This is a genomic window from Plantactinospora sp. B24E8, from assembly GCF_039871735.1.
GTDB lineage: Bacteria > Actinomycetota > Actinomycetes > Mycobacteriales > Micromonosporaceae > Plantactinospora.
The window spans coordinates 66,295-86,657 of record NZ_JBDPMH010000026.1 but is presented as its reverse complement, the minus strand read 5'-3'; the positions used below and the strand labels follow the sequence as shown (position 1 = coordinate 86,657).

The window sequence follows — 20,363 nt, the reverse complement described above, 5'->3', positions numbered from 1 at the left end:
GGCAGCCGGTGCCCGGCTCAGTAGCCGTTCACCACCTCGTTGATCAGTGGTTCGCCCGCGACGTACCGGCGCAACTGCTGGCCGGCGAGCCGGTACGCCCGGGGCAGCAGTCCCCGCACCGAGCCGGCGACGTGCGGGGTGAGCAGCACGTTCGGCAGGTCCCAGAGCGGGTGACCGGTGGGCAGCGGCTCCGGCTCGGTCACGTCCAGCGCCGCCGCGATCCGCCCGGTGGAGAGCTCGGCGACCAGCGCGTCGGTGTCGACCACCGGCCCCCGGGCGGCGTTGACCAGCAGGGCACCGTCCCGCATCGCGGTGAGGAACGCGGCGTCGACCAGGTTACGGGTCTGCTCGGTGAGCGGCACGATCAGCACCACGACGTCGGCGGTCGGCAGCAGTCTCGGCAGCTCGGCGACCCCGTACACGCCCTCGGCGGGACGTGCCGTCCGGGCCACCATGGTCAACTCGACCTCGAACGGCGTCAGCCGGGCCGCGGTCGCCGCCCCGATCGACCCGGCCCCGACGACCAGGACCCGCTTGCCGGCCAGTTCGTCGGTCGGCACCGTCCGGGCGTACGCCCACTCCTGCCGTTGCTGGGCGCGGATGTAGGTCGGGAAGGCGCGTACGTGCGCCAGGATCGCCGCGACCACCCACTCCGCCGTCGACGAGTCGTGCACGCCCCGCGCGTCGCAGAGGGTGACCGCGGCGGGCACCCGGCCGGCCCAGATGTCGGCACCGGCGGAGAGCAGCTGCACCACCCGCAGGTCCGGCAGCTTCGCGGCGAGCGGCACCGCCGCCGCCTGGGCGAGGAACGGCGGCACCCAGAACCGCACGCCGGCCGGATCCGACGGAAGGTCGTCGGGTGCCGGGGCGATCTCCACGGTGACGCCGTCGGGCAGTTCGCCGAGCAGTTCCCGGCCCTCCGGGTGCGGAATCCAAGCCTTCACGCCCGCCGACGATAGTCGCCGCGCCGTCGGGCCGGAGCGCCGGCCACGGCAGAGCTACCCAGCCGGCACCGGAGGTCGGGCGATGGGCAGGTCGACCCGGGTCTCCGGCAGGTAGATGTCGTAGCCGGCCACGGTGAGCCCGGCGTGCGGCACCCGTCCGTCGCGCAGCCGGTCCCGGACCGCCGTACTGAGCGCGGACCCGACCGGAAGGACAAACGCCGGCCGGTCCGCCCGGGCGACCTGCGCCGGGTACGCCGGATAACGGTCCCAGCCGGTGTCCAGGTCGTCCCGGATGACGCCGCAGACGATCCGCTCCCGGGTCAGGAAGATGACGGTGTTGCAGGTCCAGTAGTCGGCGTAGAAGTGCGACACGCCGAGCCGGTCGAGCGTGCCGACCAGGTCCCGCCGCTGCTCCGCGTGCCGGGACAGTCCCGGAGCCGCCCCGATCAGCGTGGTGCTCGCCAACGCCATGCTGCCCGCCAGGGCTGCCAGCGGGACGCCCGCCGCCCGGCGGAGCAGCCGGCGGGTGGGGGCGGACGCCCGGCCGGCGCCACCGGGCCGGGTCAGCGCCGACCAGAGCGGCCAGAGCAGGGCCGGAGTCGAGATCAGCAGGCAGGAGAGGTAGCGGGAGCTCTCCACCGGGGTGTGCGCGGCGGCGCTGCTGCCCGCGTACAGGGACAGGGTCAGCGCCGCGCCGGCCAGCAGCGCCAGTCGGCCACCCTGCCGGACCCGATCCGTGCGCCGCCCGGCCCGGCGCAGACCACGCCAGGCCAGCACCGCCGCGACGACCAGCAGCAGCGGACAGACCACGCCCCACCACCGCTGCCAGGGCAGACACCGGCCGGGGTCGCAGACTCCGGTGCCCATCGGCAATCCGATCAGGAACGCCCCGCCCAGCCGGTCCCACCACGCGGCCGGCGCCCCCTCACCCAGCGCGGCGTAGACGGCGAGGGACCGGTGTTCGGGTGCGGCCGTCAGGTTGTGCACCAGGATGGGGACGAGGCCGACCAGCAGTCCGGCGCCGAGGGCGAACCCGGGCCGACCGGCCAGGTCCCGCCGACGGACGACGAGCAGCAGCCCGCCGGCGACCGCGACGTACGGCAGGACCAGCCAGTCGTCCCAGAGGGTGAGACCGGCGACCAGGCCGAACCCGGCGTACGCCGGTCCGGGGCGCCGGACCAGACCGAGCCCGAGGTTGACCGCGAGCAGCACCAGCAGCGCACCGGCCGGATTCATCTCCGGATAACCGCCGGCCGCGATGAGCTGGTTTTTCAGGATCCGCTCGGAGCCGAGGGCGAGCAGCCCGACGGTGACCGAGGCCAGCCACGGGGTGTAGAGCCGGCGGGTGAGCCGCCACATCAGGGTCAGGAAGACGGCGTAGAGCAGCAGGTTCGGCAGCCGCAGCAGGAACGTCGAGGAGCCGAGGAGGGCGAAGAGCGGCGCGGCGAGGTACGACTCCAGCGCGCCCATGTAGTACTGGCCGTAGAAGAAGAGCGGAAACGCGCGTCCCTGGGCCACGTGGGCCGCCACCAGCCCGGTGACCGCCTCGTCGCTGTTGCTCGGCGGCACCTCGGCGAGCAGCATGGCCAGCCGGTAGCCGAGCCCGAGTAGGGCGAACCCGACGGCGACCCGACCGGCGGTGGGCCGCCAGCGGGCCGGGGCGGTCGGCCCGGCCACGGGCAACTGCGGCAGGGTCACGAGCGCCATGCCGGGCAGTTTCGCACGGGTGGACGGGCTGTCCGGCCGGCGACCCACCCGACTCCTCCCATCGGCACCACTCGTCCGGGCCGTTGTGGTTGCTCCTGGTCCGTACCCGGGCCGCCCGGGACCGTCGACCGGGCCACCGACGCCCGGACGGGCCGGTGACCGGACGAAGCGCCTGCCCGGACGGACCGGTGCGCCGAGCAGACGGACCGGTGCGCCGACCGGGACGACCGGTGAAATGATCGTGCGTACCGACGGCGGGCGGGCGGTCCCGACTACCCTGGGCCGGGTGAGCGCTCGCCCGTACCCCAGATTCAGCCGTCGACGCGCGGCGGTCGCGCTCTGTGCGGCGGCCGTGCTCGTCACCGGCGGTTGTTCCTTCGGCGAACCGGAACCGGATCCGGCCGGCGAACCACCGACCTTCCCCACCCCGTCCGTCACCCCGACCGCGGCCGGTGCCGAACAGCAGGTCGCGGCCACCGTCCTGGCGAAGGGTCTCAAGGTCCCGTGGGGGATCGCGTTCCTGCCCGACGGCGGCGCGCTGGTCACCGAACGGGACAGCGCCAAGATCCTGAAGGTGGGTCCGGAGTCCGACCCGGACGGTCTCAAGGTGACCACCGTGCAGACCCTCGACGAGGTCGACGCGGCCGGCGAGGGCGGGCTGCTCGGCATCGCGGTGTCGCCGGCCTACGACAAGGACAAGACCGTCTTCGTCTACTACTCCACCGCCGAGGACAACCGGGTCGCCAAGCTCACCCTCGGTGGAGAGCCGACCCCGATCCTCACCGGCATCCCGCTCTCCGGAATCCACAACGGCGGACGGCTCGCCTTCGGTCCGGACGGTTTCCTGTACGTCACCACCGGCGACGCCTCCGAACGTGGACTGGCCCAGCGGACCACCAGCCTCGGCGGCAAGATCCTGCGGATCACCCCGGCCGGCAAGCCGGCACCGGGCAACCCGTTCCCGAACTCCCCGGTCTGGTCGCTCGGGCACCGCAACGTCCAGGGCATCGCCTGGGACGCCAACAAGCGGCTCTACGCCACCGAGTTCGGACAGAACCGCTGGGACGAGATCAACCTGATCCGTCCGGGGCAGAACTACGGCTGGCCCGAGATCGAGGGCCAGCAGGAGAGCGGCGGCGGAGCCGGCGACGACACGTTCACCGAACCGCTCGTCGTCTGGCCCACCGCCGAGTCCTCCTGTTCCGGAGCGGCGGTCGTCGAACGGGTGCTGGTCGCCGCCTGCCTGCGCGGAGAGCGCCTCTGGACGGTGGAACTCACCGCCGCGGGCGGGGTGCTCGGGCAGCCCCGGTCACTGTTGACCGGCGAGTTCGGTCGACTCCGGACCGCCGTGGTCGCCCCCGACGGCTCGCTCTGGATCTCCACCTCGAACCAGGACGGGCGGGGCGACCCGACCGCCGACGACGACCGGATCATCCGGCTGGTCTTCTCCGGAGGGACCGCCGGCCGCAGCTGAGCCGGCCTGAACCCCGGCGGTTTTCGCGGACCGTGAAGTGGGCAGGTGATGATGACCATGGACTGGCGGAGAAATAGCAACCGGACCGCCGAAGGCGACCGGCCTCCGGCGGTCCGCCGTGTGCTCCGGTCGGTCGTCGGCGTCGGACGACGGGGTGTGCGGGCGACCGGACGCGGCGGGCGGCGGATCCTCGGCGCCACCGCGACCCGCCGGGTCGGCACCGCGCTGTCGGTCCTCGCCGTCACCGTCGCCGGGATCGTCATCGGGGTCCTGCTCGGCGGGCGTCTGGAGACCGACATCGGGCCGTTCCGGGCCGAGATGGCGATCACCCCGTCGGTCGACGGCGGCACCACCGTCACCATCCCGCCGCTCGGCGCGCTCGAGATCGGCAGCCACACCGGCCCGGCACACCTGTCGGTCCAACTCGGCTCGCTCGACCAGCGCCAAACCGAGGCGCTGATCGACGACCCGGCCAGCATCACCCGGGCCAGTCAGTCCGCGGTCGCCGACGTGACCGACGGCGTGATCCGGGTCGGGGTCCGGACCGTCGGGGTCTCCGTACTCAGCACGCTGATCCTGGCCGCGCTGGTCTTCCGCCGGGTCCGCCGGGTCGCCTGGGCCGGCAGCCTCGCCCTGCTGATCACCGGCGGCAGCCTCGGCATCGCGGCGGCCACCTTCCGGCCCGACGCGATCGAGGAGCCACGGTACGAGGGCCTGCTGGTCAACGCCCCGGCGATCGTCGGTGACGTACGGCGGATCGCCAACGACTACGGCCGGTACGCCGAGCAGCTCCAACGGCTGGTCGGCAACGTCAGCCAGCTCTACACCACCGTCTCCAGCCTGCCCATCTTCGAGCAGACCCAGGGCAGCGTACGGGTGCTGCACGTCTCCGACCTGCACCTGAACCCGTCCGCCTGGCAGGTCGTCCGGACCGTGGTCGAACAGTTCAAGATCGACGTGGTGCTCGACACCGGCGACATCACCGACTTCGGCAGCGAACCCGAGGCGTCCTTCGTCGGGTCGATCAGCCTGCTCAAGGTGCCGTACGTCTTCATCCGCGGCAACCACGACTCGGCTACCACCGCCGCCGCCGTCGACCGGCAGCCGAACGCGGTCGTGCTCGACAACTCGATCGTGACGGTGGCCGGGCTGACCATCGCCGGCATCCGCGACCCCCGGTTCACCCCGGACAAGGAGACCTCGCCGGCCGGCTCCGGCGCACTGCCGGAAACCGTCAACCAGGTGGCCTCAACCGGCGACCAGTTGGCGGCGACGATCCGCGCCTTCGGCAAGCCCGTCGACATCGCGATGGTGCACGATCCGGCCTCGGCCGGCGGGCTCTCCGGCGTCGTACCGCTGGTGCTGGCCGGGCACACGCACAGCCGGGAGATCCGGGAACTGCCCCAGGTGCCGGGCGCGACACCAACCCAGTTGCAGATCCAGGGTTCCACCGGCGGCGCCGGGCTACGCGGCCTGGAGGGTGACCAGCCGACCCCGTTGGCGATGTCGGTGCTCTACTTCGACCAGCAGCGGGCCCTGCAGGCGTTCGACGACATCCGGCTCGGCGGCACCGGCGAGGCCCAGGTCAACCTGCAACGGCACGTGGTCAACCGGGAGGATCCGGCGACCCCTGGCACACCGACTCCCGGCCCTCCGCCGACCGCCCCACCCGCCGGGCCCGGCGGGCCGGTCACCCCCGGCTCGCCGATCACCGTCACCCCGCCGGCGACCGCCCCGACCCCCACCCGCTGACCTGCCGGAAAGACAAGGCCCCCTCCTGCTTGGGATCCAGCGCAGGAAGGGGCCTTGTCGACAACAGGGCAGGTCAGCCCTCGACGCCGAGGCGGGACAGGATCAGCGACCGTACGGTCTTGGCGTCGGCCTGGCCCCGGGTGGTCTTCATGACCGCGCCGACCAGCGCACCGGCCGCCGCGACCTTGCCGTCCCGGACCTTGGCCGCGATGTCCGGGTTGGCGGCGATCGCCTCGTCGACGGCGGCGGTGAGCGCACCGGTGTCCGAGACCACCTCCAGCCCCCGGGCGGCCATGATCTCGCTCGGCGAGCCCTCGCCCGCGACGACCCCCTCGAGTACGGTCCGGGCCAGCTTGTCGGTGAGCTTGCCGTCGTCGACCAGCCGCTGCAGCTCGACGACCTGCGCCGGGGTCGCGCCGACCGCCGCCAGCTCGACGCCGGTCTCGTTGGCCCGCCGGGACAGCTCACCCAGCCACCACTTCCGGGCCGCGGCCGGGGTGGTGCCGGCCGCCACCGTCTGCTCGATCAGCTCGACCGCACCGGCGTTGACCACCGACTGCATGTCGTGGTCGGTCAGGCCCCACTCCTGCTGCAGCCGCTTGCGGTGCACCCGGGGCAACTCCGGCAGCCCGGCCTTCAGCTCGGCGACCCAGGTCGGGTCCGGCGCCAGCGGCACCAGGTCGGGCTCGGGGAAGTAGCGGTAGTCGGTCGCCGTCTCCTTCGACCGGCCCGAGGTGGTGTCGCCGGTGTCCTCGTGGAAGTGCCGGGTCTCCTGGACGATCCGGCCACCGGCGTCGAGGACGCCGGCCTGACGCAGCATCTCCGAGCGGACCGCGCGTTCCACCGACCGCAGCGAGTTGACGTTCTTGGTCTCGGTCCGGGTGCCCCACTCGGTCGAGCCGGCCGGTGACAGCGACGTGTTCACGTCGCAGCGCAGCGAGCCCTCCTCCATCCGTACGTCGGAGACGCCGAGCGAACGGAGCACGTCCCGCAGCTCGGTGACGTACGCCCGGGCGACCAGCGGCGCCTTGGCCCCGGTGCCGTCGATCGGCTTGGTGACGATCTCGACCAGCGGGATCCCGGCCCGGTTGTAGTCGACCAGCGACTCCGTGGCGCCGTGGATCCGCCCGGTGGCGCCGCCGACGTGCAGGGTCTTGCCGGTGTCCTCCTCCAGGTGCACCCGCTCGATCCCGATCCGGACCAGCTCGCCGTCGACCTCGACATCGAGCCAGCCGTCGGTGCAGAGCGGCTCGTCGTACTGGCTGATCTGGAAGTTCTTCGGCATGTCCGGGTAGAAGTAGTTCTTCCGGGCGAACCGGCACCAGGTGGCGATCGAGCAGTTCAGCGCCAGGCCGATCCGGATCGTCGCCTCGATCGCCGCCCGGTTCGCGACCGGCAGCGAGCCCGGCAGGCCGAGACAGACCGGACAGACCCGGGTGTTCGGCTCGCCACCGAAGTCGGTCGGGCAGCCGCAGAACATCTTGGTCCGGGTCCCCAGCTCGACGTGGGTCTCCAGGCCGATCACCGGGGCGTAGCGCTCGACGACCTCGTCGTACGAGGGCAGGACGGTCGTGCTCATCAAGACTCCAGCTCTCGGGTGGCAGCCGGCCCCCGGTGGCATCCGGACAGAACGTGTCCCAGCCTAATGGCTCAGCCCACCACGCCTCGCCCGGGTTTCACCGCCGGCCCGCCGGGACGGACCAGGCCCGTCTCGTACGCGAGGATCACCAGCTGGATCCGGTCCCGGACGTCGAGCTTGGCGATCGTCCGGGACACGTGCGTCTTCGCGGTCAACGGGCTGATGAACAGCCGGCGGGCGATCTCCTCGTTCGACAGGCCGGTGGCGACCAGCCGGAGCACCTCCCGTTCCCGCTCGGTCAGCACCGACAGTCGGGCGTCGGCGTCGGCGTACCTCGGCACCGGCCGGTGGGCGAACTCCGCGATCACCCGGCGGGTGACACTCGGCGACAGCAGCGCCTCCCCGGCCGCGACGACCTCGACCGCCTGCCGGAGCTGGGCGGGCTCGATCTCCTTGCTGAGGAAGCCGCTCGCCCCGGCCCGGAGCGCGGCGAAGACGTACTCGTCGGTTTCGAAGGTGGTGAGGATGACCACCCGGCAGCCGGACAGCTCGGGGTCGCCGACGATCGCCCGGGTCGCGGCGAGGCCGTCCAGACCCGGCATCCGGATGTCCATCAGCACCACGTCCGGCCGCAGCTCGCGGGCGGCCCGGACCGCCTCGTCGCCGGTGCCGGCCTCCCCCACCACCTCGATCTCGCGGCTGCGCCGCAGCAGACTGCGGAAGCCGGCCCGGACCAGGGCCTGGTCGTCGGCGAGCAGCACGGTGACGGTCACGGCCGGAACTCTGCCACCGGGAGGGTGGCCCGGACCAGGTATCCGCCCGGTTCCGCCGGCCCGCCCGGTTCCGCCGTTCCGACGTAATTCGCCGTCTCGGTCTGCTTCGCCGTCTCGGTCTGCTTCGCCGCTCCGGCCTGCTCCGCCGCTCCGGCCTCGAAGGTGCCGCCGAGCGCGGCGACCCGCTCCCGCATGCCGCGCAGGCCGTGCCCCGGCGTCGCCGCCGGACCAGGCCCGGTCCCGTCGTCGACGACCTCGACGGTCAACGCCTCGGCGGTGTACCGCAGCCGCACCGTGACCCGGCTGGCCCCGGCGTGCCGCACCGTGTTGGTCAGCGCCTCCTGGATGACCCGGTAGGCGGCCAGCGCGACCGGGGCGGGGACATCGGTCGGTTCGCCGGCCGTGTCGACGACCACCGCCAGGCCGCTGCTCCGGGTCCGGTCCAGCAGGTCGTCGAGCCCGTCCAGGTCGGCCTGCGGCGCCGGTACGTCGTCGGCACCGGCCCGGTCGTCCGGTCGGCGCAGCAGCCGGACCAGGGATCCCAGGTCGTTCACCGCCCGGGAGCGGACCTCCTGCGCGGTACGCAGTGCCTTCCGGGCCTCGTCCGGCGAGTCCTCCAACGCCTCGTCGACCACCCTGAGCTGTACGCCGACCACGGTGAGGGTGTGCGCGACCACGTCGTGCAACTCCCGGGCGATCCGCAGCCGCTCCTCGACCGCCCGGCGGTCCGCCTCCAGCGTCCGCTCGTGCTCGGCCCGGGCCAACCCGGCCGCCAGTTCGGCACGCCACCGTTCCCAGTTGCGGTACGCGAGGGCGACGGCGACGAGCAGCGCGAGCCAGAGCGCCTCCGCCCCGACCTGGGCGAACGCCCGTGCCCCGTCCAGGCCGACCACCGTCCAGTCCCAGTTGACCGCGAAGAGGAGCTGGAAGGATCCGGCCGCGACCACCCAGTGCAGCCCGTTCTGCGGGCCGCGTCCCGGGAGCGGCAGCCGGTCCCGCCCCTCGGCCGCCAGCAGGTAGAAGGCCGCGGAGGCCGGCCACACCCAACCGACACTGGTCAGTTCGGCGGTTCGGAACGCCAGGATGGTCGCCAGACTGGTCAGCAGCGCGGCCAACGGCCAGCGGCGGCGGACCAGTAGCAGCAGCACCAGCCAGGTGGTCAGCGGCACCACACCCTCGTAGTCGAGCGTCCCACCGCCGAGCACGGTGCCGACCGGCACCCCGACCGCGGTCACCGCGGCCAGGACCAGGTCGACACGACCCAATCTCCGGTTCGTGCCCGGTCCGCCGCCATCGGTCGTTTCCACATCGACGGGTCCGGTCGTCGAGGTCATGGCAATCACTCCTCACCTGGAGAGCCGACAGCGACGACGCTAGGCGGCGGGACCAGCGCGGACATCGGCCGACGGCCGTCCACCCCGGGTACGCCACCCGGGCACGCCGTACTCCGGGCGGAGTAGTCGCCGACGGTGGTGGTGGCGGTGGTGGTGGTGGCGGTGGCGGTGGTTCGGACGCGGTGGCGGCGGACGCCGTCCCCGCCGGCGGTGGCCACCGGGCCCGACTCGGCCGGCGCAGCGAGCGGACTATCCGAACAGGACGGCGACCAGGACGACGCCGAGCAGGGCGGCGGGCAGACCCCAGCGGAGCAGACCCCGCAGCCGGTCGCCACCGGCCGACTCCCGGCCGGTGCCGAGCAACCGGCCGGAGACCAGCGGCCACCAGGCGAGCGTGACCAGCAGCAGTCCGACGCTGGCCAACAGCCAGCCGGGGGCGTGCAGCACCGGCTGCTCCCAGACCAGTTGCGGGGAGGTCGTCACCACGATCCCGAGGGCGGCGGCGAGTCCGAACCGCCAGTCGAATCCGCCGCCGGCCCGCCGTCCGGTACGCAGCAGCAGCATCGTGACCAGCACGATCCCGGCCGCCCCGGTCACGATCGAGCCGACCTGGCCGAGCGTGAGCACACCCCGGGCGTCCCGGGTGAGCGCGTCGACCCCGGCGAGCAGCGTCATCACCCCGGCCAGGGTGCCGGTGCCGACCAGGGCGGCCTGCCGGAGTCGACGACGTACGCCGGTGGAGTCGTCGACCGGCCGCCAGCCCCGGGCGACCTCGGCGGCGTACTCGGCGGGGTCACCGAACGCCTCGGCCGGATCGTCACCGGTGTCCGCGCAGTACGTCCGCACCTCGGCCAGGGCGTCGCCGATCTCCCGACCGGGCAGGCCGTGTCGCCGGGCCTCGGCTTCGAACGTCTTCCGCCAGTCGTCGCGAATCGCACCGGCCGCCATCGAACCTCCCCGACGCTACGGGCAACCCCCGTACCCGTTTGTCGGCACCCACGGTAGCGGGCCGGCCGTGCTCGGTCGGGCCGTGCTCAGTGGGTCAGCGCATCCCGCAGTTCGTCGGCGCCGCCAGGAGCGGCTCCGACAATGAGCCTTTCCGGGTAAGGCTCTGATCGCCGAAAGTAGTGTCCAAGATGCCCGAGGCGCGCAGGAATCGCCCTGTGAGCGGGGATGAACCAGTAAAGGCGCGGAACGCCGGCACGAAGTGTTCCTCTCACAGACCACTCACCCCGGAGTTCCGCGCCGACCATGAGTATCACCTATACCGCCACCTACCATGAACCCCGCAGAACGATCTCCAAGCGGACCCAACGCATAGATCAACCCGAAAGGGTCTCCGACCGCCCTCTGGCTGCCGCGCCGGTTCTTCGCCGGGGCGGCGAAGGTGATCGACGTGCCGTGGGACATCGCGGTCGGCGCCGACCTGCGGTATCCGGCGGTGCCGGGTCCGCGCAGCCGGAAGAGCAGCTTCCTGAACGCGTACGTCGGCAGGCTGCACGTCGCGGCCGAGCGGCATCCGGTGGTCAGACGGCGGTTCCTCAGCGTGGCGAACCTGATGACCTCGCCGCAGGGGCTCTTCGCCCCCGGCATCCTGGCCCGGGTGCTCTGGTCCGGGTGCTCTGGTCCGGGTGCTCTGGTCCGGGTGCTCTGGTCCGGCGCACTGTGGAGTGACTGGTGGCCGGGACGTGGCATGCCGGATAGGCTCGCCGGCATGTACTGACCGGACCGGCGGAGGAGCGCGCATGGCACGGGTGGCCGTGATCGGCGACGTCGGTGGACACCCCGGACAGCTACGCGACGCACTCGGCGCACTCGGCGCGGACGCCGACGGGCGGCACCTGCCGCCGGACGTGACCGTGGTCCAGGTCGGAGACCTCGTCGACCGGGGCCCGGACAGTACGGCGGTGCTCGACCTCGTGCGCTGGTACCTCGACCACCAGCCGGAACGGTGGATCCAGCTCGCTGGCAACCACGAGGCGCAGTACCTGCCCGGCGGCACCGGCTTCTGGCCGGAGCGGATCGCGGAGCCGGACGTCGACCTGCTCCGCTCCTGGTGGGCAGCGGGCTGGCTGCGGGTGGCGGTGGCGATCCGGTGCGCCGACGGAGAGGACCTGCTGGTCACCCACGCCGGGCTCACCGTGGGATGTTGGCGGGAGTTGGCCGAGCCGGCGACCGCCGCCGCCGCGGCCCGCCGGCTCAACCAGCGCCCCACCCCGCTGATCTTCCGGGGTGGGGAGTCCGTCGTCGACCGGGCCGCCGGGCCGTTCTGGGCCGAGGCCGGCTGGGAGCTGCACGAACCATGGCTGGAGCACCACGCCCGGGGCGGGTTCGTCCCGTTCGGTCAGGTGCACGGGCATTCCCAGCCGGTCCGGTTCGCCGACCGGACGTGGCGTTGCCCCGGCCGGGTCCGGCAGCGGGCGACGGTCGACTGGGCCGCCCGGCACGTCCGGGTACGCCTCGGCGGGCGGGTCTTCACCGCGATCGACCCGAAGCACGGGCGGACCGGGGCGCCGCAGTGGTCGCCGCTGATCCTCGACGGTGCGGAACTGCTCACCCCGGCCCAGGTCACCGAGCCACAGCCGTAGCCGTCCCGGTCCGGCGTCCGGAGCCACCCGTGCCCGACAAATGATCGACACTCTTAACCGTCTCGCCAACCACGGATATCCATCCGTTGCCGGACGGACGGTCCACTGTGCGGCATGACGCACACCCACGCCGGGACCGGAGAGTCCCACCACGGAGCCAACCGACGCACGCTGATCGCGGGCGCCGGCGGGCTGCTCATGCTCGCCGCCGCACCCGGGACCGCGTACGCCGGCGCGACCCCGACCGCCCTCGGACCGCGCCAGGCACCGGGAACCGGTGCCGCACGGGCCTCGCTGATCACCCAGGGCACCACCCTGGTCCACGCCGACCTGCACAACCACACCGCCATGTCGGACGGTGACGGCGACCCGGAGTTGGCCTTCGCCTCGATGCGGGAGGCCGGCCTCGACGTCGCCGCACTCACCGACCACAGCACGCTCTTCTCGATCGAGGGACTGTCCCAGCGGGAGTGGGACCGGACCGGGGCTCTCGCCGACGCCGCCGACGATCCCGGCAACTACACCGCGATCCGCGGCTTCGAGTGGTCACACCCGCTGCTCGGACACGTCAACGTCTGGTTCACCGACAACTTCGTCGACCTGGGCGGCGCGTCCAGCATGAGCCGCCTCTACAACTGGATCAACAGCTCCGGCGGGGTCGCCGGGTTCAACCACCCGGGACGGGAGATTCTCCGGTTCGAGAACTTCGGCTACGTCGCCGGCGCCCGCGAACCGATGATCGGCCTGGAGATGTTCAACCGGGGTGACGACTACCTCTTCGACGGCTGGGGCGACGGGCAGAGCTCACCACTGGTCGCCTGTCTCAACGCCGGATGGCGGCCCGGGCTCACCGGCGTCTCCGACGAGCACGGCACCAACTGGGGCTTCCCGGAGGGCAAGGGCCGCACCGGACTCTGGGTCACCCAGAACACCCGGCAGGAGGTGCTCGCCGCGATGCGGGCCCGCCGGTTCTTCGCCACCCGGGTCTCCGGGCTGCGCCTCGACGCCACCGCGAACGACGTACGGATGGGCGGCGTGCTGCCGATCTCCCGGGCCGACGTCACCTTCACCGTGGACCTGGACCGGGGACCGGACTGGGTCGGCAAGCCGCTGCGGATCCAGGTGCTGCGGCCGGGCAGCCGGGCGCCTGAGGTCCCCGAGGTGGTCGACGTGGAGGCCGGGCAGGTCACCCGGTTCACCGTGCCGCTGGACATCAGCGACGGGCACTGGGTGGTGTTGCGGGTCTCCGACCCGACCCAGCCGAACCCGAGCCCCGGGCCGGCGGGTCACCCGTGCAACGACTGGGGTGTCGCGTACACCAGCCCCTGGTTCCTCCAGCCGTAGTCCCGCCGTCGGCTGCTCACATCTGCCGGGTCGGTCGCTACCCATGCGACCGGCCTGGTGGCTGCGGCCGCAGGACAGAGGCCGCAGGACAGATTCAGACCAGCGGATTCGCGAGTGGGCGGTCTCGGCGAACCAGAGAGCCGTGGGACGGCCCGTCCGCCGCCTGTAGCCCGCTGCCTCAGAGAGGTCGGTAGCCCAGCTCCGTCAGAGCCTTCCGGGTGTCGGACCACCACCGCCGATATGCCGGAACCAGCTGAAGCCGGTCCAGGGACACCAACTCGCCCAGCTGTCCGTAGTGGTCATCGATCGAACGACTCACCCTGCGTAGTACGCCATTCAGTATCCTCTTTGGATCGTCGATCCGCTCTACGTCCTTCGGATGAGCGGGTAGTCCCATTTCAGCATCCGACCAACGCACGCCCAACGCCGTCCGCAGCGCGACGCCGTCCGCGAGGAGCCACGCCTCCGTCTCTCTGATCGGCACCACGGCGACCAGACGCTCGACCCGTTCGCCCCACAACCGCTGTAGTGGGCCGAGCCATTCGAGCTGCAGCCGTTCGGCAGCAGCGCCTTGGTCGTGATGGAAAAAGACTACTGAGAAGCTGTTGGCATTCAGCTCGACCAGCTCGATCACTTCCTCGACCGAGCAGGGCCCCTTGCGCCGACGAAGCGGCTGTACGTCCGCCACCTCGACCACGTCGTCGAACTCCGTCAAGCACAGCTCTGTCAGTGCCCGCCCGAGCAGCCTGGGGAGAAACTGGTCGTCGGTGACGCCCTCCGAGACCAATGCGGAGGTGAGATAACGCATCAGACGTCCAGCTCCGCCATGACCTCGAACTCAGCAATTTCAGCCGGACTGACCACCTCAGCGTTACCGAGTAGGTCGTCTATCGACATCTGCCGACTACCTATCGCCCGCCAACGGGTGACCCGACTACGCGGCTCGCCACGTCGTACCCGGGTCACCACGTCCATGAAAACCGCGTTGGTGCCCGTGTCGGGCTGCGCTGGCTGCAACGCCCGCAGGATCGCTGGCGAGTGACTGCTAAGAATAAGCTGAGTCAGGGCCGAACCATCAGCCCTGGTCTCCAACGCACGGCTGACCAGGGCCCGAAGATACCTGACGAACTGCGCCAGCCGCTGGGGGTAGATGCCGTTCTCCGGCTCCTCGAAACAGATCAGTCCCGCGCCACGCGGGTCGTACAGGGCGGCGAGCAGCGCTATCGCCCGTAGGGTGCCGTCGGATGCGACCCTCGCGGAGAACGGCGCCTCCCCACGGGTAACCACCTCCACCTGACGCTGCCGACGCGCCTCGTCCTCGCTGAGCCGGATGCGAACGACGCCAGGTATCACGGCCGCCAGATCAGCGGAAAGGTCGTTCAGCACCCCGTCGGGCCGCTCCTCGTCCCCTGTCTCATCAACCAACCGGCGAAGTGCATTCGCCAGGTGCGCGCCGTTGGCGGCCAGGATATCCGGATCATCGTACGAGTCAGGGGCCCGAAGGGCACTCGGATCCAGATGCAGCAGTCGCCATGACTGCAACTCTCGCTTCAGGGCGTAGAGCAGAGGGAATTCGGTGGCGGTGGTCAGGCTGGAAAGCACCGTCGCCGTCGCCGCCGTGGCAGGCAGTCTCCGCTTTCTGCCCTGATTGCCCTGCTGCCGGATACTGAAGACCGGTCGGCCCTGTTCGTCCTGCTCCGTTTCGAGGAGGTCGGTACCGCTACCGCTGTAGATCGCCAGTCGTCGGCCCGGGTCAAAACGCTTGATCCACGTGTCGTCGGCCCGCCTGAGTCTGCGCACCGCCTCGCTCACGACGTACGGGCGCTTCACCCCACTCTGCCCTGTCGATCGCAGCTCGATGGCGAGTTCATAGCGTAGTCGCGAATGGTTGACCTCGGCCGTGTCGCCGAACGCATCGGTTACGGTCCGATCGAGCAGCACCTCCACCGCGAACGACATCATGTCGACCGAACTCTCGTCCGTGTGCCGGTGAAACAGGTCGACAACATCGCCACGCATACGCTGGGTGGCCTCCAACACCGGCTCCCCGGCCAGCCTGCCGAGGAACTGGATCGCGTCGAACAAGTTCGACTTGCCGGCGGCATTACGACCGACGATCACGAGAAAGGGCGGAACGTCCAATGCGAAACCGCGGAAGGACTTGAACCCGTCAATCTCGATCCTCGTCAGCACGTCGGCTCAGAGCTCCGGCGGGGTGAGGGTGCCGATCACCGACTCCAGCGCGGCGCCGACCCGGTACATCCGGTCATCCGCCATGGTCGGCGCCATGATCTGCAGACCCACCGGCAGCCCGTCCGACAGGCCGCACGGCACCGAGATGCCCGGACCGCCGTACAGGTTGGTCGGGATGGTGAACAGGTCGGCCAGGTACATCTGGTACGGGTCGGAGGTGCGCGAGCCGAACGGGAACGCCACGAACGGCGTGGTCGGCGAGATCAGGACGTCGACCTGCTCGAACGCGGCGGTGAAGTCCCGGGTGATCAGGGTACGGACCTTCTGCGCCTGCCCGTAGTAGGCGTCGTAGTAACCCGACGACAGGGCGTACGTGCCGAGCATGATCCGCCGCTTCACCTCGGGACCGAAGCCGGAGTCCCGGGTCAGCGACATGACCTCCTCCAGCGAGTGGACGCCGTCGTCGCCGACCCGCAGCCCGAACCGCACCCCGTCGAACCGGGCCAGGTTCGAGGAGCACTCGCTCGGCGCGATCAGGTAGTACGCCGGCAGCGCGTACTGGAAGTGCGGACAGGAGACCTCGACAACCTCGGCACCGAGCTTGGTCAGCGCGTCGACGGCGTCCCGGAACGCGGCCATGACGCCCGGCTCGGCGCCCTCGCCGGAGAACTCGGTGACCAGGCCCAGCTTCACCCCGGTCAGGTCACCGGCGGCCCCGGCCCGGGCGGCGGCGACCACGTCCGGCACCGGCTGCGGGATCGAGGTGGAGTCCCGCCAGTCGTGTCCACCGATCGCCTCGTGCAGCAGCGCCGCGTCCAGCACCGTACGGGCACACGGGCCGGGCGTGTCCAGCGACGAGGAGAACGCGACCAGTCCGTACCGGGAGGTGCCGCCGTAGGTGGGCTTGGCGCCGACGGTGCCGGTGACCGCACCGGGCTGCCGGATCGAGCCGCCGGTGTCGGAGCCGATCGCCAGCGGTGCCTCGTACGCGGCCAGCGCGGCGGCACTGCCACCACCGGAGCCGCCCGGGATCCGGGTCAGGTCCCACGGGTTCCCGGTCGGCCCGTACGCGGAGTACTCGGTGGAGGAGCCCATCGCGAACTCGTCCATGTTGGTCTTGCCGAGCATCACCGTGCCGGCCGCCCGCAGCCGCTGCACGATCGTCGAGTCGTACGGCGGACGCCAGCCCTCGAGGATCTTCGAGCCGACGGTGGTCGGTACGCCCTTGGTGGTGAGCACGTCCTTGACCGCCACCGGCACCCCGGCGAGCGGCCCCAGCTCCTCGCCGGCCGCCCGGCGGGCGTCGACGGCCCGGGCCGCCTCCAGCGCCCCGTCCGCGTCAACGTGCAGGAACGCGTGTACGCGATCGTCGACGGCGGCGATCCGGTCGAGGTGGGCCTGGGTCACCTCGACCGCGGACGCCTCGCCGCCGGCGACGAGGGTGGCGATCTCGGTAGCGGTCATCCTGGTCACGTCGGACATCGTGCTCACGCCTTCCCAGCTGAACCGGACGCGGCCTCCGCCGACCCCTCGCCACGCGGGCTGGGCGGCTCGTCCTCGTCCAGGATCCGGGGGACCCGGAACCGGTCGTCCTCGCGGTCCGGCGCTCCGGAGAGCGCCTCCTCCCGGGTCAGTCCGGGGACCACCACGTCGTCACGGAGCACGTTGGTCAGCGGTACGGAGTGCGAGGTGGGCGGGATGTCGGCCGCGGCGACCTCACCGACCCGGGCGACGGCCTGGAGGATCACGTCGAGTTGGCCGGCGAAGGTCGCCAGCTCCTCCTCGGTGACGGCGAGCCGCGACAGTCGCGCCAGGTGCGCGACCTCCTCGCGGGAGATGGCGGACATCCGTGCCCCCTTCATGCCTAACGTCTACGCGGCTCGCGCCGTGCTCTCCGTGGCGCAGCCTGACACGCGCGCCGTGACCTGAGCGAGTCTATTTGTGCCCTGAAGCGCCGCCGCCTCCGACTCCCCCGGGGCGTCGGAGCCGGGTTGGTCCGGCAGACGCCAGTCGAGACCGTCGGTGGCGGTCAGCGTACCGGCAGCGTCCACCACGAGGGCGGGGTAGCCGGTCGGGTGGGCAAGCCACGTCGGCTCGGCGACGCCCCGGGCGAGGATGGCCGTGGCGTAGACGTCCGCCCAGGTGAGGGAGGGGCCCGACACGGTCACCGAGGCCAGCGCCACGGCGGCCCGACCGGTGTACGGGTCGATCACGTGTGGCCCGCGCCGTGCCGTACCAGAGGTGGCGACGGCACCGGACCGCACCGGCAGCACCGCCACCAGCCGGTCCGGTGCCGCCGGATCCTCCACCCCGACCCGCCACTCGGGCTGGTCAGGACCGGCCCGCAGCACGATGTCCCCGCCGGCGTTGAGACAGAAGTCCGCCACGTCCCCCGCCGTGAGCAGGGCCGTGGCCCGCTCCACCGCCCAGCCCTTCACCAGCCCGGACGGGTCGAATCGCGGTCGGCCGTCCGGTCCGGGCAGCATCACGTCGAAGTACCCCCCGGTGCGCTGCCGCGCCTCGTCGGAGAGGTCCAGCACCGCACGCAGCTCAGGAACCGCGTCCGCGACGTCCAGCTCGCCCCGGTTCAACCGACTGACCGCACTGTCCGGCCGGTAGGTGCTGAACGTCCGATCGACCGCCCGCAGCCAGGCGAAGACCTCGGACACCACCGACCCGGTCGACCGCCCCTCTGCCGCCTCCCGGATGTGCAGGGAGATCGGCATGCCCATGATCTGTTCGCTCCAGGCCCGGCGCCCGGCACCGCCGGTCGCCGTCACGCCCCACCTCCGAAGTGCGCGGCGTCCAACGCCGCCTGTACCGACCGGGCGTACGCCTCGCTGGTCAGGGTGGCTCCGCTGATGGTGTCGACCTGCGCCGACTGCGCCGCCAGCACCTCCCGCCGCAGCCGGGGCACCGCCCCGGAGTTGATCCGCCGGGAGTGCCCGTCCTCCGGCAACGCCACGGCGGTCACCTCGACGATCCGGCCGTTGCTGATCGTCACCTGGACCTGCACCGGCCCGTAGCCGTTGTCCTCGACGGTTCCGTTGGCGGTCACCGGACCGGCGGTGCCACCGCGCGACGCGGAGCCGGCACCCGGGCTGGTGCCCGCATCCGGCGCCGCAGGCCCCAACGGCGTGACGATGCCCGGCGGGGCCTCCCCCACCGGGCCGCGCGACGGCCCCGCGGTACTGGTCCGGTAGCTGAACAGCAGCACAACCGCAGCAACCGTGCCGGCCAGGCCCAGGACGATCCTGCGCATCCGCCAGCCCGACCCGCCGTTCACCATACGAACTCCTCGCAGTGGATCTGCCTCGCCGGCACCCGCGCCCGGCGCAGCGTCAACTGGACCGCCTGCATCCAGGACGGCGGACCGCACAGGTAGACGTCGCGTTCCGCCACGTCCGGCACCAGCCGCAGCAGCGCCTCCCGGTCCGACAGGTGCCCCAGCGAGGCCGGCAGCCAGGACGACCGGGTCGGCGCCGGGCCGGTCAGGTAGTGCACCAACGCGCCCCGCCGACGGGCGATGACGTCCAGTTCCCGGTGCAGCGCGAGGTCCTCCGGCGTGCTGGCCCGGTACGCCAGCGCCGCCTCGCCCGGCCGGTACGGCAGTTCCTCCAGCAGCGCGCGGAGTGGGGTGATCCCGATCCCGGCCCCGAGGAGCAGGACCCGACGTCGGCGTCGCACCACCTCGGTCAGGCGCCCGTACGGCCCCTCGATCAGCACCCGGGTACCGGGACGGACGCCCGCGATCCGCGCCGCGTCGTCCCCGCCGGCCCGTACCGTGATCCGCAGCAGGTCCCGGTGGGGAGCCGCGGAGAGCGAGTACGGGTGGGCACGCGTCCAGCCCGTCCGGGTCAGGAACCGCCAGTTGAAGAACTGGCCGGCCGAGGCCGGCAGGCGGTGCAGGTCGCGACCGGCGACATAGACGGAGAAGATTCCGGGCGCCTCCCACCGCACCTGGCACACCCGGAGCCGGTGCCGGTGGCTGCGCCACACCGGCAGCGCCAGCCGAAACAGCAGTACGCTGCCGGCGCAGACCAGGTAGAGGGACCACCAGTAGACCCGGGCGGGCATCGAGCCGACGAAGTCGGCACCCGTCCAGAGCTGGTGCGGCAGCGCCAGTCCCACGCCGAGATAGGCGTAGAGGTGGAGCAGGTGCCACGACTCGTAGCGCATCCGTCGCCGACCGGCCCGGACGGAGAGCACCACCACCCCGACCAGCAGGGCCGTTCCGACCACCGCCAGCAGCATTCCGGGATAGCTGGTGGTCAGGTCCCAGCTCTCGGTCATCAGATCGACGTGCCCGTCGGCCGCGTAGCCGAGGATGGTCAGACCGACGTGGGCGAGCATCAACCAGAACGAGCCGAATCCGACGTACCGGTGCCACCGGAGCAGCCGGTCCTGGCCGTACGCCCGCTCCACCCACGGCACCCGGGCCATCAGGAAGATCTGGAGCAACAGAAGGTCGGCGGCGACCAGGCCGGTCAGCCGCCCCAGCGAGGTGAGGGCCGTCGCACCGCCCGCGGCTACCGCCGACAGCCCGCCGTCATGCCACCACAGGGCGAGGATCGCCGCGACACCGCCGGCCGCGCCGGCCGCCGCCAGCACCGCCCACCAGCGCGTACGTGCGCGCTCCCGCCGTACGTCCCGTCGTCGTCGGTTCATGCGGTTC

At 72.0% G+C, this 20,363-nt stretch carries 18 protein-coding genes; 5 read left to right on the top strand and 13 right to left on the bottom strand.

Annotated features, from left to right (window positions below; translation table 11 throughout):
• Positions 1 to 17 precede the first annotated feature (17 nt).
• Complete coding sequence (locus ABGB21_RS27585) at positions 18 to 944, bottom strand: 2-hydroxyacid dehydrogenase (protein ID WP_347680247.1); 927 nt, start codon at positions 942 to 944, stop codon at positions 18 to 20.
• Between the two features lie 54 nt (positions 945 to 998).
• Positions 999 to 2,651 (bottom strand): hypothetical protein, encoded by a 1,653-nt coding sequence (locus ABGB21_RS27580; RefSeq protein ID WP_347680245.1) that lies wholly within the window; start codon positions 2,649 to 2,651, stop codon positions 999 to 1,001.
• 286 nt (positions 2,652 to 2,937) lie between these two features.
• Between ABGB21_RS27580 and ABGB21_RS27575 the strand changes: the two genes are divergently transcribed.
• Together ABGB21_RS27575 and ABGB21_RS27570 are read left to right on the top strand one after the other, a co-directional pair.
• Entirely contained in the window at positions 2,938 to 4,125 is a 1,188-nt protein-coding gene (locus ABGB21_RS27575; protein ID WP_347654688.1) for a PQQ-dependent sugar dehydrogenase, read from the top strand.
• 57 nt (positions 4,126 to 4,182) lie between these two features.
• Positions 4,183 to 5,877, top strand: a complete 1,695-nt coding sequence (locus ABGB21_RS27570; RefSeq protein ID WP_347680263.1) for a metallophosphoesterase — start codon at positions 4,183 to 4,185, stop codon at positions 5,875 to 5,877.
• A gap of 73 nt (positions 5,878 to 5,950) precedes the next feature.
• Here the strand turns inward: ABGB21_RS27570 and gatB are convergent, their stop codons facing one another.
• The 4 genes from gatB to ABGB21_RS27550 form a co-directional block, all read right to left on the bottom strand.
• Positions 5,951 to 7,456 (bottom strand): Asp-tRNA(Asn)/Glu-tRNA(Gln) amidotransferase subunit GatB, encoded by a 1,506-nt coding sequence (gene gatB, locus ABGB21_RS27565; protein WP_347654687.1) that lies wholly within the window; start codon positions 7,454 to 7,456, stop codon positions 5,951 to 5,953.
• Positions 7,457 to 7,527: 71 nt separating this feature from the next.
• Complete coding sequence (locus ABGB21_RS27560) at positions 7,528 to 8,229, bottom strand: response regulator transcription factor (RefSeq protein WP_347680243.1); 702 nt, start codon at positions 8,227 to 8,229, stop codon at positions 7,528 to 7,530.
• Complete coding sequence (locus ABGB21_RS27555; protein ID WP_347680241.1) at positions 8,226 to 9,494, bottom strand: sensor histidine kinase; 1,269 nt, start codon at positions 9,492 to 9,494, stop codon at positions 8,226 to 8,228. The genes ABGB21_RS27560 and ABGB21_RS27555 overlap by 4 nt, the downstream gene beginning before the upstream one ends.
• A 318-nt stretch (positions 9,495 to 9,812) precedes the next feature.
• Complete coding sequence (locus ABGB21_RS27550) at positions 9,813 to 10,511, bottom strand: hypothetical protein (protein WP_347654684.1); 699 nt, start codon at positions 10,509 to 10,511, stop codon at positions 9,813 to 9,815.
• 448 nt (positions 10,512 to 10,959) lie between these two features.
• Between ABGB21_RS27550 and ABGB21_RS27545 the strand changes: the two genes are divergently transcribed.
• The 3 genes from ABGB21_RS27545 (at position 10,960) to ABGB21_RS27535 (ending at position 13,495) form a co-directional block, all read left to right on the top strand.
• Entirely contained in the window at positions 10,960 to 11,286 is a 327-nt protein-coding gene (locus ABGB21_RS27545) for a hypothetical protein (protein ID WP_347680239.1), read from the top strand.
• 22 nt (positions 11,287 to 11,308) lie between these two features.
• Entirely contained in the window at positions 11,309 to 12,151 is an 843-nt protein-coding gene (locus tag ABGB21_RS27540) for a metallophosphoesterase (protein WP_347680237.1), read from the top strand.
• Positions 12,152 to 12,265: 114 nt separating this feature from the next.
• Complete coding sequence (locus tag ABGB21_RS27535; RefSeq protein ID WP_347680235.1) at positions 12,266 to 13,495, top strand: CehA/McbA family metallohydrolase; 1,230 nt, start codon at positions 12,266 to 12,268, stop codon at positions 13,493 to 13,495.
• Positions 13,496 to 13,673: 178 nt separating this feature from the next.
• Here the strand turns inward: ABGB21_RS27535 and ABGB21_RS27530 are convergent, their stop codons facing one another.
• The 7 genes from ABGB21_RS27530 to ABGB21_RS27500 are packed head-to-tail and all read right to left on the bottom strand — an operon-like array spanning position 13,674 to position 20,356.
• Positions 13,674 to 14,303 (bottom strand): DUF4276 family protein, encoded by a 630-nt coding sequence (locus ABGB21_RS27530; RefSeq protein WP_347654680.1) that lies wholly within the window; start codon positions 14,301 to 14,303, stop codon positions 13,674 to 13,676.
• Entirely contained in the window at positions 14,303 to 15,688 is a 1,386-nt protein-coding gene (locus ABGB21_RS27525) for an AAA family ATPase (protein ID WP_347654679.1), read from the bottom strand. Before ABGB21_RS27525 ends, ABGB21_RS27530 begins: the two co-directional genes overlap by 1 nt.
• A gap of 6 nt (positions 15,689 to 15,694) precedes the next feature.
• Positions 15,695 to 17,170, bottom strand: a complete 1,476-nt coding sequence (gene gatA, locus ABGB21_RS27520; RefSeq protein ID WP_347654706.1) for an Asp-tRNA(Asn)/Glu-tRNA(Gln) amidotransferase subunit GatA — start codon at positions 17,168 to 17,170, stop codon at positions 15,695 to 15,697.
• Between the two features lie 5 nt (positions 17,171 to 17,175).
• Positions 17,176 to 17,535, bottom strand: coding sequence for an Asp-tRNA(Asn)/Glu-tRNA(Gln) amidotransferase subunit GatC (gene gatC / locus ABGB21_RS27515; protein WP_331212630.1), 360 nt, complete (start codon positions 17,533 to 17,535; stop codon positions 17,176 to 17,178).
• A gap of 24 nt (positions 17,536 to 17,559) precedes the next feature.
• Complete coding sequence (locus ABGB21_RS27510) at positions 17,560 to 18,468, bottom strand: FAD:protein FMN transferase (protein ID WP_347680233.1); 909 nt, start codon at positions 18,466 to 18,468, stop codon at positions 17,560 to 17,562.
• Complete coding sequence (locus tag ABGB21_RS27505) at positions 18,465 to 18,977, bottom strand: FMN-binding protein (protein WP_347680231.1); 513 nt, start codon at positions 18,975 to 18,977, stop codon at positions 18,465 to 18,467. Before ABGB21_RS27505 ends, ABGB21_RS27510 begins: the two co-directional genes overlap by 4 nt.
• The gene (locus tag ABGB21_RS27500; RefSeq protein ID WP_347680229.1) at positions 18,971 to 20,356 is read right to left on the bottom strand and encodes a ferredoxin reductase family protein; all 1,386 of its coding nucleotides are present in this window, start codon (positions 20,354 to 20,356) and stop codon (positions 18,971 to 18,973) included. Before ABGB21_RS27500 ends, ABGB21_RS27505 begins: the two co-directional genes overlap by 7 nt.
• Between the last annotated feature and the right edge of the window lie 7 nt (positions 20,357 to 20,363).

Excerpts from the sequence above, each read along its gene's own strand:
- ABGB21_RS27580 (WP_347680245.1), bottom strand. The coding sequence starts at position 2,651 with ATGGCGCTCGTGACCCTGCCGCAGTTGCCCGTGGCCGGGCCGACCGCC.
- ABGB21_RS27570 (WP_347680263.1), top strand. The coding sequence starts at position 4,183 with ATGGACTGGCGGAGAAATAGCAACCGGACCGCCGAAGGCGACCGGCCT.
- gatB (WP_347654687.1), bottom strand. The coding sequence starts at position 7,456 with ATGAGCACGACCGTCCTGCCCTCGTACGACGAGGTCGTCGAGCGCTAC.
- ABGB21_RS27550 (WP_347654684.1), bottom strand. The coding sequence starts at position 10,511 with ATGGCGGCCGGTGCGATTCGCGACGACTGGCGGAAGACGTTCGAAGCC.
- ABGB21_RS27540 (WP_347680237.1), top strand. The coding sequence starts at position 11,309 with ATGGCACGGGTGGCCGTGATCGGCGACGTCGGTGGACACCCCGGACAG.
- ABGB21_RS27535 (WP_347680235.1), top strand. The coding sequence starts at position 12,266 with ATGACGCACACCCACGCCGGGACCGGAGAGTCCCACCACGGAGCCAAC.
- ABGB21_RS27530 (WP_347654680.1), bottom strand. The coding sequence starts at position 14,303 with ATGCGTTATCTCACCTCCGCATTGGTCTCGGAGGGCGTCACCGACGAC.
- gatA (WP_347654706.1), bottom strand. The coding sequence starts at position 17,170 with ATGTCCGACGTGACCAGGATGACCGCTACCGAGATCGCCACCCTCGTC.
- gatC (WP_331212630.1), bottom strand. The coding sequence starts at position 17,535 with ATGTCCGCCATCTCCCGCGAGGAGGTCGCGCACCTGGCGCGACTGTCG.
- ABGB21_RS27505 (WP_347680231.1), bottom strand. The coding sequence starts at position 18,977 with ATGGTGAACGGCGGGTCGGGCTGGCGGATGCGCAGGATCGTCCTGGGC.
- ABGB21_RS27500 (WP_347680229.1), bottom strand. The coding sequence starts at position 20,356 with ATGAACCGACGACGACGGGACGTACGGCGGGAGCGCGCACGTACGCGC.